At 43.6% G+C, this 11,298-nt stretch carries 10 protein-coding genes; 2 read left to right on the top strand and 8 right to left on the bottom strand.

Annotated elements, in window-relative coordinates; translation table 11 throughout:
- Position 1: 1 nt before the first annotated feature.
- The 3 genes from M4I42_RS01610 to fadH all read right to left on the bottom strand — a co-directional run bounded on the left by M4I42_RS01610 (position 2) and on the right by fadH (position 2,245).
- Entirely contained in the window at positions 2-1,219 is a 1,218-nt protein-coding gene (locus tag M4I42_RS01610; RefSeq protein WP_268850515.1) for an EAL domain-containing protein, read from the bottom strand.
- 136 nt (positions 1,220-1,355) lie between these two features.
- Entirely contained in the window at positions 1,356-1,502 is a 147-nt protein-coding gene (locus tag M4I42_RS01615) for a hypothetical protein (RefSeq protein WP_268850516.1), read from the bottom strand.
- Positions 1,478-2,245, bottom strand: a complete 768-nt coding sequence (gene fadH, locus M4I42_RS01620; RefSeq protein WP_268850517.1) for a 2,4-dienoyl-CoA reductase — start codon at positions 2,243-2,245, stop codon at positions 1,478-1,480. Before fadH ends, M4I42_RS01615 begins: the two co-directional genes overlap by 25 nt.
- A 150-nt stretch (positions 2,246-2,395) precedes the next feature.
- On the opposite strand from fadH, the gene M4I42_RS01625 reads away from it, so the two are divergent.
- Positions 2,396-3,274 (top strand): metallophosphoesterase, encoded by an 879-nt coding sequence (locus M4I42_RS01625; RefSeq protein WP_268850518.1) that lies wholly within the window; start codon positions 2,396-2,398, stop codon positions 3,272-3,274.
- A 7-nt stretch (positions 3,275-3,281) separates the two neighbouring features.
- On the opposite strand, the gene M4I42_RS01630 is transcribed toward M4I42_RS01625, so the two are convergent.
- Together M4I42_RS01630 and M4I42_RS01635 are read right to left on the bottom strand one after the other, a co-directional pair.
- Complete coding sequence (locus tag M4I42_RS01630; RefSeq protein WP_268850519.1) at positions 3,282-5,375, bottom strand: RNA degradosome polyphosphate kinase; 2,094 nt, start codon at positions 5,373-5,375, stop codon at positions 3,282-3,284.
- A 10-nt stretch (positions 5,376-5,385) separates the two neighbouring features.
- Complete coding sequence (locus tag M4I42_RS01635) at positions 5,386-6,912, bottom strand: Ppx/GppA family phosphatase (RefSeq protein ID WP_268850520.1); 1,527 nt, start codon at positions 6,910-6,912, stop codon at positions 5,386-5,388.
- A 108-nt stretch (positions 6,913-7,020) separates the two neighbouring features.
- Between M4I42_RS01635 and M4I42_RS01640 the strand changes: the two genes are divergently transcribed.
- Positions 7,021-7,461, top strand: a complete 441-nt coding sequence (locus tag M4I42_RS01640) for a YkyB family protein (protein WP_268850521.1) — start codon at positions 7,021-7,023, stop codon at positions 7,459-7,461.
- Positions 7,462-7,591: 130 nt separating this feature from the next.
- Here M4I42_RS01640 and M4I42_RS01645 read toward each other — a convergent pair whose 3' ends face one another.
- The 3 genes from M4I42_RS01645 to M4I42_RS01655 are packed head-to-tail and all read right to left on the bottom strand — an operon-like array spanning position 7,592 to position 11,281.
- Entirely contained in the window at positions 7,592-8,701 is a 1,110-nt protein-coding gene (locus M4I42_RS01645; RefSeq protein WP_268850522.1) for a Ger(x)C family spore germination protein, read from the bottom strand.
- Positions 8,698-9,804 carry a GerAB/ArcD/ProY family transporter gene (locus M4I42_RS01650; RefSeq protein ID WP_268850523.1) on the bottom strand — a complete coding sequence of 369 codons (1,107 nt, stop codon included), beginning with the start codon at positions 9,802-9,804 and terminating at the stop codon, positions 8,698-8,700. Before M4I42_RS01650 ends, M4I42_RS01645 begins: the two co-directional genes overlap by 4 nt.
- Before the next feature lie 4 nt (positions 9,805-9,808).
- Positions 9,809-11,281 carry a spore germination protein gene (locus M4I42_RS01655; RefSeq protein WP_268850524.1) on the bottom strand — a complete coding sequence of 491 codons (1,473 nt, stop codon included), beginning with the start codon at positions 11,279-11,281 and terminating at the stop codon, positions 9,809-9,811.
- Positions 11,282-11,298: the final 17 nt, after the last annotated feature.

Consider the following 11,298-nt stretch of genomic DNA (forward strand, 5'->3'; position numbering starts at 1 on the left):
ATTAGTAATGAGCGTCGTGTTCAAATAAGTAGCTGTAAGATAAGTCGATGAACAAATAATGGCACTCATCAATCGGATACGAATACGTGCGAATCGTTTCCCCCGTTTCAATATCGGCGTATAAATCAGAGAGAATGCCCCGCTTCCGCGAACGCATACGAATAATGTTTTCTAAAAAATAAGGCCGCCAGCTCCAGTTTTTCATGTAATACTCCGGCTGCAATTCCCACGTATCATTTCGTTTAAAAATGTTGGCTGACCGTTGAAACCCGTCTTCATCGCACACATACATACGAAAACAAGCATCTCCTAATTCGGTGGCGATCGCAACAATCAATTCGTTAAAATCAGCCGATTTTTTGTATTTCGCTAATAATGCCGTTATACGCTGCTGAAATTGCTCCGAAATATTATACAATGTTTGCAGCTTTTTCTTTTCTTGTTGAATAAACCGATGGCACTCTTCACGCAAACGTTCTTTCAAAAAATCAGCAGGCAATAATTCCGGTTTCGGCTCCGCTAAATAATACCCTTGGTAATAACGGCCACCGTTTCGCCACGCGTATTGCAGCTGAAAAGACGCTTCAATGTCTTCGTACAAGAGCGTCGCGCCAATTTTTCGCGCCAATAACGAAATGGAATAAAGGACGTCTTGATACGAATAGCTTGCTGACGTTTTCCGCAATTCACGCAAATCGATTTTTAAAATATCAGGAGCCAGTAAGCTAATTCGTTCAAGGTTGCTGCTATGTTCCCCAATATTATCAAGTGCAACGCGAATGCCGTATGTACGAATATACGTTAACAAATGGCTCAGCTGATCGAAGTCCCCTTTAAAATGCTGCTCATTAATTTCTAACACGATACGGTCAAGCGACAATCCTTTCTCTTCGTATTGAAATAAAAGGGTTAAAAAAGACTCGGCGCGATCGATCATTAATAAATTCGCATCGCGATTGAGGAAAATCAATAACCTAGAGTCGCCGTTGGAAAGAAAATGATCGAGCGCTTTTTTCGTTACCGTTTCATCTACTTCTAGGCGAAATTCTTCCGGAATCGTTTCGTCATGAAAAAACGGTCCTAAGCTATCCACATGCTCTCCTGACTCATATCTTCCTAATACTTCATACCCGATCACCCGATGTTCATCGGCGCTGAAAATCGCTTGGTAATACGGAATGACATGTTGTAAATTGGCTATAATATCTAACGCATCCACGGTACTCACCTCTTTTTGCACTCGTCATTTTGCATATTATACCATACGATTCTCCTTCTTTATAAACAAAAAATTGGTGGCATATAAGAAAATGCGCGGTTTCGTATAACTGAAACCGCGCATTCCGCTTCGAGAGCTAATCAGTCGCCTCCGCTTTTGCTTTCGCCGTTCGACGTGCACGCACGTCTTCGTCGAAAGCTTGTGCGTCCGTCGGATGTTTTCTTGGCTTGAGCCAAGGATCGTTCTTCGCTTTTCTTACTAAAACGGATGTTGGTTGAGCCATTGCCCGCCATCCATCGTAATGCATTCACCATTAATATAAGCGGCGTCATCCGAAAGTAAAAACGAGGCGAGCGCCGCAATTTCTTCCGGTGTGCCGAGCCGGCCAAGCGGAACACTAGCCAACGTCCGCTTTGCTGCTTCTTCCGATTCCCAAAGTTTCTCTGCCCCTCCGGTTCGTTCAATCGGGCCAGGGGCGATGGCGTTCACGCGAAACCCGTACTTTTTGCCCCATTCGACCGCCAGCGTTCTCGTCATCGCTAATACACCTGCTTTCGCGCAAGCCGAATGAATGACACCCGCTCCTGCGTTCCACGCATATGTAGCGACCATGTTAATAATGGAACCTTTTTGCCCTTTTTGAATCCAATAGTTCCCGACTTCGCGGCTGCAATAAAACGTTCCGTTTAAGACGATGTTAATGACGCTATTCCAACCGTTAATCGACAGCTTTTCCGCTGGACAAATAAAATTCCCAGCCGCATTGTTAATTAACGCATCAATTTTACCAAATTCCGCATCCGTTCGTTTCACCATTTCCGCGACAAGTTCTGGGTCGCGCACATCCATGGCAATCGGCAACACTTTTCCGCCCGTCGGCGTTTCGATTTCTTGTTTCGTTTCTTCCAACGCTTCAAGTCTTCTTCCGGTAATCACCACATGTGCGCCTTCCTCGACAAACCGTTTCGCCATATATTTCCCCATGCCGCTTGACCCACCTGTCACGATAATCACTTTTCCTTGCATGTTTCTCCCCCTTTTATGACTGATTACTCATTCATTTTTATTATACGATGAATAGACATAATTTTCTAACATTTCTTTTATCGATTTGTTTCTTTTCTATTCGGCTTTTCCCATTTATAATAAAACTAATTGTGAAAGGACGTTGAGAAAATGAAACCAGTCATGACCATGACGCGAAGAACATTTCTCCAAAAAAGTATCGCTTCCTTGCTCGGAGGCATCGCGATCACTTCCTTCGGCTATTATTACGCCCGTTTTATCGAGCCAAAGCGGCTGACGGTCACAAACCACACGATTTACCATCCGTTGATCCCGAAAAGCTTTGACGGCATAAAAATCGTGCAGTTCAGCGACACCCATCTCGGCTATCATTTTTCGCTCGCCGAGCTGCGCCATATCGTCAATCGAATCAACGACCTTCAACCAGATATTGTTTTTTTCACCGGGGATTTAATGGACAAGCCGAATCAATACCATTCCCCGCACGACATCACTCCCATCCTTGCAAAGATTCGCGCTCCGCTCGGAAAGTTTTGCATTTACGGAAATCACGACCACGGCGGATACGGAACGGATTTATACCGTAAAATTATGACAAAAGCCGGATTCCGTATGCTAGTCAATGAGCATATGTTCATTGAGCAAATCGACCGCAGTAAAATTGCGATTGTAGGCGCCGACGATTTGATGCTCGGTAAACCGGATTTTGAAAAAATGTTTCAACACATTCCGCCATCGACGTATACGATTTTATTATTGCATGAGCCGGATGGTGCAAACGAAGCCGCACGTTATCGTGTTCATTTGCAGTTATCCGGCCATAGCCACGGCGGGCAGATTCAACTTCCTTTTATTGGTCCGCTCGTTACCCCGCCGCTTGCCGTTCAATATTATGAAGGCTTTTATCAAATTCAAGACATGACCCTTTACGTCAATCGCGGTCTAGGCACGACGAGAATGCCGTTTCGCTTTTTAACACCGCCAGAACTTACCGTGTTTACATTAAAACATGAGCCACCTTCTTCGTAAGGCGGCTCTATTCTTCGTCTTCGCTTACTCGATATGCCATTTGAAACAAACATAGCTGGCTATCGATTTCCGGCGCTCCTTCCGCTCGCTCGACATAATGGTAATCCCCTTGTTCGTCTTGTTCCCGCGCTTTCACATTATCGGTAAGCAATATTGCCAAAATTTTTATTACTCGCTTTTTCAAATGTTCCGCAAAAATCGGCCATAAAATTTCGACCCGTTTTTCCATATTGCGCGTCATCATATCAGCTGATGATAAAAACACTTTTTCCGCCCCGTTGTGATAAAAATAATAGATCCGGCTATGCTCAAGGAAGCGGCCAACGATGCTGCGCACGCGAATGTTGTCGCTCACTCCCGGAATTTGCGGGCGCAAACAACAAATGCCGCGAACGATTAAATCGATGGTTACCCCTGCCTGCGACGCTTCATATAGTTTCATAATTAGCTCTTTATCAGTTAAGGCGTTCATTTTCGCAATAATGCGCCCATTTCCGTATTCGCGATGAAAGCGAATTTCTTCATCAATTAAACGAATAAAATCACGACGCAGATCAAACGGCGCGACCGACAAATGATGAAATTCCGGCTTTTCCATATACCCGCTTAAATAATTAAAAAAGTTCGTTGCATCTTCGCCAATTTCACGGTTAGACGTAATGAATCCTAAATCAGTGTAAAGCTTTGCCGTTGCGTCATTGTAGTTTCCCGTCCCTAAATGAACGAAACGTTCAATCTTTCCGTGCTTTTGTCGAACGATTAACGTAATTTTGCTATGTGTTTTTAAATGCGTAATCCCGTAAATGACATGGCAACCTGATTTCTCCAACTCTTTTGCCCATTGAACATTATTTTCCTCATCAAACCGTGCTTTCAACTCCACAAGAACGGTTACTTGTTTTCCGTTTTCCGCAGCTCGTTTCAGCGCTTCAATAATCGGCGAATCGCCGCTGACGCGGTACAACGTTTGTTTAATTGCCAACACGTGTGGATCATCGGCAGCATCGGAAATAAAATCAATGACCGGTTCAAACGATTCATATGGGTGATGGAACAAAAGATCTTGCTCTGCTGCTTTTTCAAAAATATCTTCATCTGAATCTAAATCTTTCGGCGGCTGCGGAATAAGCGTTTCGTATACTAAATGTTCTTTATAGGACGACAGTTCTTTATAAAAATGGAATAAAAATGTTAAATCAAGCGGACCGTCGATTTCATATACATCTTTCCGATGAATTTCGAGCTCATCTAATAAATAATGCAAAATAAACGGATCAAACCCGTCTTTTCTCATTTCTAGGCGGACGGCCGCGCCCCATTTTCGTTTTTTCAGCTCTTTTTCAATTTCTTTTAATAAATCGCGGGCACCTTCTTCGTGAATCGTCAAATCGGCGTTGCGTGTAATGCGAAACGGTGTTACCGAAACGACGTCGTATCCTTTAAATAATATGTCGATATGTGCCGTAATGACATCCTCGAGCAAAATATAAACAAACTCCTCTTGGTCGGAAGGAAGACGGATAAAGCGGTTTAGCACAGACGGAACTTGAACAAGCGCCAATTTTCGCCGTTCATCTTCGTCCTCCTCGTCATCATCAAGCACGATCGCTAAGTTCAAACTTTTATTTGCCAACATCGGAAACGGTCGGTAAGCGTCCACAGCCATCGGCGTCAGCACCGGAAAAATTTGCTCCGTAAAATACGAATGCAAAAATTCACGCTGCTCGTCCGTTAACTGATCCATCGAAACAAATTGAATGTCTTCCGCCTCCAACATCGGCAGCAACACATCGTTATACAACCGGTATTGGGATTTGACTAGCTCATGCACTTTTTCGGAAATTCGTTTCAGTTGCTGCTTCGGCGTCAAGCCCGCCTTATTTTCTGGCTTGTTAAATCCCGCCTTCACTTGGTCTTTTAACCCGGCCACTCTGACCATAAAAAATTCATCCAAATTCGAACTGAAAATCGCTAAAAACTTTAACCGTTCTAATAGCGGATTCCTCTCATCGAATGCTTCTTGCAAAACGCGCTCGTTAAAGGCGAGCCAGCTTAATTCTCGATTATTGTAATAGTTTGGATTATTAAGTCCCATTATCATTTTCCCTGCCTTACGATTGTCGAAACCGCAATTCAATCGGTTGTTTAAATATTTTTTCGAGATGTTTTTTATTTTTTTCCGCCTGATACTCTTCGGCACGAAAATCGCCGTTACAATAAATATCCATAATAATGGCGCCATTTTGTTGTGTGATATGGATTTTTTTTGCAATTTTTCGTTTTGTATCGTTTAAGCTATGAGCAAACTTCACAAGCGCTCCAAGAAAGCGAATTCGCCGCTGCTCTTCTTTTGGAAACCAGTCCACGAACGGCGCGATATATTGCTTAAACAACGGTTTATTTTTGTAAGAAGCGATCAAGGCGAGCTTGACGCGGTCTTTATGCATCAATCCGTCAATCGTGCGATTGGCCAATATGTAAAACGTATGCTGGCTGCTCGCTTCTTCATCAATATATTGCCCTAAATAAAAGACGTGAGCCGCTTGCTTCATGTCGCGCACATCTTCCTCTGTGATCGGATAAAGCTGGAGTTGGCGAATTTGTACGACAAGCTGTGCCAATAGCTGATTCACATGCTGAACGTCGTCTAAACGGATATCGTAGTCCTGTGCCAATTCAAAAAAGCTTTCCTGCAGCACGTTTGGAAATAAACGAGTGCCGAACGGCTGAATGAGTTCTTCATAAAAAATGCCGTCGCGAAGCCCTTTGCGGCTCAATACAAAGGAAGAAGCGCCCACCATTTCATACAACACGCGAAATACTTCGAGCGCGGGAATGATTAAATCCGCACGGTCTTTCGAAAGACCTTCTAATTTTTGAATTTCTTCAAACGACAAAGACGTTAATAATTTGCGAACTTCGAGTAAATGTTTCCGTTTCATTTCGTATTGATGGACACCGGCAAGCGGATATTGTTTCATCAACTGATGAATTTGCACAACGTTGCGTGCGCTTCCGCCCATCGCAATAAGCGGCACTTTTTTCCCTAAAAGCCACGGCAACGACTGAAACTGCTCCGTTAAATAAGCAGAAAGCCTGTCTAGTTCTTCTTGCGTCGGCACATTGCCAGCCACAAATGACTGCCGTAATGACAAAGCGCCGAACGGAAAACTGTATGACTCGAGCAGTTCTCGGTCTTTATAATACGTGACTTCCGTGCTTCCACCTCCGATGTCGACAGTAATCGCCTCGGTAATCGAGGTGGAGTTGACGACCGCTAAAAAACCGTAATACGCTTCTTCTTCTCCCGTCAATACGCGCATACGAAAATCGGTACTCGCTTCGACTAATTGGATAATTTCTTGCTGGTTTTGCGCTTGGCGAATGGTGGCCGTTGCCACGCATATGACGCGCTCTAGTTGGTGATGGCGCGTAATTTCTTGAAAGCTGCGCAACGTATCAAGAAGCAGCAAAATCCCTTCTTCTGTCAATATATGCTTATCGGTTAAATAATTGCGCAACCGAGCAACCGCTTTCACGTTTTCAATTTCTCGCAGCCGCCCGCTTTTTTGTCGTTCATAAATGACTAGCCGGATCGTGTTCGAGCCGATATCAATAATTCCGTATTTTTCTTTCATTTACGTTCATCCTTCAAAGCTTTATTTTCATTATATCACATATTGCAAACAAATGTTCATGATGTATAATAAAGGTATTAGACAAGTTTAGTGAAAAGGAGATATACTATGGAACGTTTAGAACCGACGATCGACAATTTGGCAAAAGCGATTTTTACGGTCAACCGCCACGCCAAAACGGCATTAAATCCCTCGTTTTTATATTTGTTAAAGAAAAAAACGATCGAAAAGCTGCTCGATGAAGGAAAGGCGAAAAAAGTAGGGCTTCATTTTTCACCCAACCCGAAATATAGCCAGCAGCAGTCCGATGTTCTTGTTGTCGTCGGTGAGTATTATTTTCACATTCCTCCAACAAAAGAAGACTTCGCGACACTTCCACACCTTGGCGCGTTAAACGGTTCCTATCGCAATCCTGTAGTAAAAATGCCGCTTTCCAAAGCGAAGGCTTTATTGCAATCGTACACTGGCATTACAGAAACAGAAAAACATCCGCCGCGAACGAAAAAGCCGTATCAAAAACCGATCTTCAAACGGCTCGGGGAACGGTAATAAAGAAAAGCGGATGCGACTGTTAGTTCGAAGCTAGACATCCATTGAGAAAAATTTATATTTTCCTAGCGTAGAACAAATCACCCGCTTTAGTGTTAACCATATGTAAAGGAACGGGAATCCCGTTCCTTTAGTTAATAACGCCATAGCTAATAATGTTTACTTTAGCCGAAACGGAAATATCGGCAGCGGCAAACGCTTTTCCCCAATCGTTCTCTACTTTTTTCCATTTTCGATACTCGTACGCCCGAGCGTACAGCCCGAAGCCAATCGGATCAATTTCATGCTTTTGGAATGTTTTGATTAACGCTTTCGTCTTGTTTTCGATTTCTTTCGCAATCATTTTTTCCAATTGTTTCTGCTTTTTTCTCATGTCAACATTTACTACTTCTTCCGTAATAATTGTACCCGCGTCAATATGGATGTGAAATTGAAATCGATCGTTGCGATACCGTGTTTGATAACGAACTTTTCCGTGCTCGAGCGATACGCTAATGTTTTCTTTTTTCCCGTTTCCCGTCAGCGCCGACGTCCGAAGCGTAAACGGAATCGCTGGCTTAATCTCGTTTCGCAACAACTGAAGAAACGCGCTTTCTTTTGACGAAAGCGATGTGACATACTTTCCTTTATTATTAAATAACGCTACTCCTTTCACCGTCATTTTTCCGTTTTTCATCGCCATTTCGGACGCAAATGGCATGCATCCTTTTTCAAATAACGTCCGATGAAAATCGAGCAAGTTCGTTTTTACCGTTTGTTTATCCAATGCCGTTGTCGTAATTAAATCTTTAATCGCTACCGCTAAGCGCGGCTTATCTTTTTGTTTCGATTCGATTAGTTCTTTGACAGGCCCATCGTAGATGATAAGCAAAGCAGTCGTAGAGTTTTTCGGGTCGCGATATAGCACATCTAAAAAGGAAAGCAACTCTTTTTGCTGAACAAGCTTTTTGCCGATGACGACGTTTTGTATTTTCCCACCGACTGTTCGCCCTGACGCAAACAAATCAACTTTATACCTTCCTTCCCTTAACGACGACGCATCGACTTCAATCACTTCCGTATGCTCTTTCGCATCTTTATTAAAGACAGGACTTGACGAATACATAAGCAATTTTCCATCATCCGTTACATCAAGCCCGAGCGTTAACGTCATCGTTAGCGAGTCAAGCTTCGTATTCATGCCGCAGCCGGATAATAGGAAAACAGCGCAAAGCAACAAAGGAAGAGGAGTACATTTCATAACGGTTTTCCTCCTCGCAGCCGTTGATATATTTTCATATATAGCCATAAACCAATCGGAAAAAAGTAGCCAACCAGCGTTCCTGTCTTCCCCCACCATTCCGAAAAGGTTTGTAAATCGGAAAAAGAAGGGTTGTACAAAAAAGCAACAACGATATACATCCCGACACCGACAACAAGCACGCGCACATGATCGACTTGATCTAAAACGTGGGAGATGCCAAAAGCAGCTGTAAAAATATACGGAACACCGGTTGTCGATAGCACGAACAAATACGCAGCTAAAAAAATAATTTCAAACCGTTCCATAAACGGAAATTCGATCGTTTTTAATAGCGACAACGTCGGCCATACGTATTGCGTAATTTCATCCGGGCTATAAAAAATAAAGCTCACAATCGTCACAAAAACAAAGGCGGACAGCGAAATAACGTTAGCAATAATGATCCCTTTTTTCGCTAAATGCTTCTCTTTTAAAAACGGGTAAAGCACGAACGCCAACTCAAACCCTAAAAACGATAAAATCGTCATTTTGACTGTTTTAATAATTGGCAGCCACCCTTCTTTAATGACCGGCAAAAGATGAAGAAGATGGCCATCTTTTGTGGGAAGCGCGATTAAAATCGGCATCCAAAGCGTCATGTAAAAGACAATCTCTGCATATCGGCCAAGAATGCGCACCCCATTTCTTGCCGCTAAAAAACCAGGAATCATAAATAAAATCATAATCCAGTAGTTGGACGTTTGCGGCAAAATCCATACTTGCACTAGATGAATAGCCGTAAACACGACCGTTGTTGCCGCCAATGCGGCATATACGGAAAAAGCAAGGGAGAACAATTTCCCAAGCCATTTGCCAAAATAGCGTGGTAATAAATCAAAAATCGTATCTTCCGGATGTTGTTCCATGATGTTAATAATAACAACGCTAGCGATAATGGATAACATCCCGCCCATTATAATGGCTATCCAGCCGTCTGTGCCGCTTCCTTTTGCCACTTCCGCCGGCAATGACAAAATACCGATGCCGATTTGAGCGCCGACAATGAAAAATACATATTGGAAAATAGTGATTTCGTTATGTTGATAACGTGTCGTAACCATCTCATCATTTCCTCGTTTTCGTTTGGCGTTTTAATTGAATCGGGCGGGCGGATAACGGCCGGTTACGCATCGCCCATAGCGGAAAGCGGACGACAGTATCTTTCCAATCGCGAAACCGTACGGGAGCGAACGGGCTGCCAAACGGCGTACCGAGCGATTCCAAACAGGCGAGATGTACAACTAAAATCATCAGCCCGATTGCCATTCCTACAATGCCAAATAAAGACGAAACGATCATCATTGGAAAGCGGATGAGCCGTACTGATTCGGACATATCTGGGTTTGGAATAATAAATGAGCCGATCGCGGTAATTGCGACGACAACCACCATAATATTGCTAACAAGCCCAGCCTGCACCGCCGCTTGCCCGATGACGACCCCGCCGACGATGCCGACCGTTTGCCCGATCGGTGCTGGCAGACGCAGCCCAGCTTCGCGCAACATTTCGATCGCTAGCTCCATTAAAATCGCTTCCAATATCGGTGGTAGCGGTACTTGTTCGCGCGACTCGCCAACCGTTAAAATTAAGTTGAGCGGCAACAGTTCGTAGTGAAACGAAATCGCCGCAATGTAGAGCGACGGCAAAAAAATGGCGATAAAAAAAGCAAGGGGGCGCAATAGCCGTAAAAACGTTGCAATCATCCAGCGCGTACTATAATCGTCGACCGTTTGGAAAAACGAAATAAATGACATCGGCGCAATCATGACGCTTGGCGAGCGGTCGACAATGATAGCAATGCGTCCTTGCAATAAGTTGCTGACTGCTGCATCGGGCCGCTCCGTCAATAAAAATTGTGGAAACGGAGAAAACGGGTTATCTTCGATTAATTGCATTAACTCTCCCGTATTGACGACGGCGTCAACGTCAATGTTCCGGATGCGGTCTTCTAATTCTTGCAACACTTCCGGATGCGCAACATCTTCTAAATAAAGAATCGCCACTTTTGTTTTTCCCCTTCTCCCAACTGTTAGCTCTTTTATTTTTAATTCACGGTTCGGAAGGTAGCGACGAATGAGCGCAATATTTTTCCCACTCGTTTCAATAAACCCTTGATGAGCCCCTTTCAGCGATGATTCCACTTGCGGCTCAGCAATTGCGCGCTGCGGCCAGCCTTGCGTATCTAAAATTAACGCTTTTTGCTCTCCATCGATGAACAAAACGCTTTCCCCTTGAAAAATTGCCGTTTCGATATCTGGCCATAACTTCGTATATTTTTTTTGACCGATTAAAATAGCAATGTCTTCTACATTTGTCGCGTGATGTTTTTCAAACAGGAGGGGCTGCAAAACATTATTATTAATCGAATTTTTGTCTGCTAAGCTATCTAAATACATAAGTAACACATCTTTATGCATTTGCTTCACTTGCAAGCGGCAAACGACTAAATCAGGTGTTTCTCCCCATGTCGTTTGAATTACTGCTTCCACATCGGCTAATGACGAAGGAATCCGTAACGGAATCGTTTGCTTATTCATGATCATCCCTCCATTAC

It is taken from the genome of Anoxybacillus sp. J5B_2022, assembly GCF_026847645.1.
Classification (GTDB): domain Bacteria; phylum Bacillota; class Bacilli; order Bacillales; family Anoxybacillaceae; genus Anoxybacteroides.

Excerpts from the sequence above, each read along its gene's own strand:
- M4I42_RS01615 (WP_268850516.1), bottom strand. The coding sequence starts at position 1,502 with ATGGCTCAACCAACATCCGTTTTAGTAAGAAAAGCGAAGAACGATCCT.
- fadH (WP_268850517.1), bottom strand. The coding sequence starts at position 2,245 with ATGCAAGGAAAAGTGATTATCGTGACAGGTGGGTCAAGCGGCATGGGG.
- M4I42_RS01625 (WP_268850518.1), top strand. The coding sequence starts at position 2,396 with ATGAAACCAGTCATGACCATGACGCGAAGAACATTTCTCCAAAAAAGT.
- M4I42_RS01630 (WP_268850519.1), bottom strand. The coding sequence starts at position 5,375 with ATGATAATGGGACTTAATAATCCAAACTATTACAATAATCGAGAATTA.
- M4I42_RS01635 (WP_268850520.1), bottom strand. The coding sequence starts at position 6,912 with ATGAAAGAAAAATACGGAATTATTGATATCGGCTCGAACACGATCCGG.
- M4I42_RS01640 (WP_268850521.1), top strand. The coding sequence starts at position 7,021 with ATGGAACGTTTAGAACCGACGATCGACAATTTGGCAAAAGCGATTTTT.
- M4I42_RS01645 (WP_268850522.1), bottom strand. The coding sequence starts at position 8,701 with ATGAAATGTACTCCTCTTCCTTTGTTGCTTTGCGCTGTTTTCCTATTA.
- M4I42_RS01650 (WP_268850523.1), bottom strand. The coding sequence starts at position 9,804 with ATGGTTACGACACGTTATCAACATAACGAAATCACTATTTTCCAATAT.
- M4I42_RS01655 (WP_268850524.1), bottom strand. The coding sequence starts at position 11,281 with ATGAATAAGCAAACGATTCCGTTACGGATTCCTTCGTCATTAGCCGAT.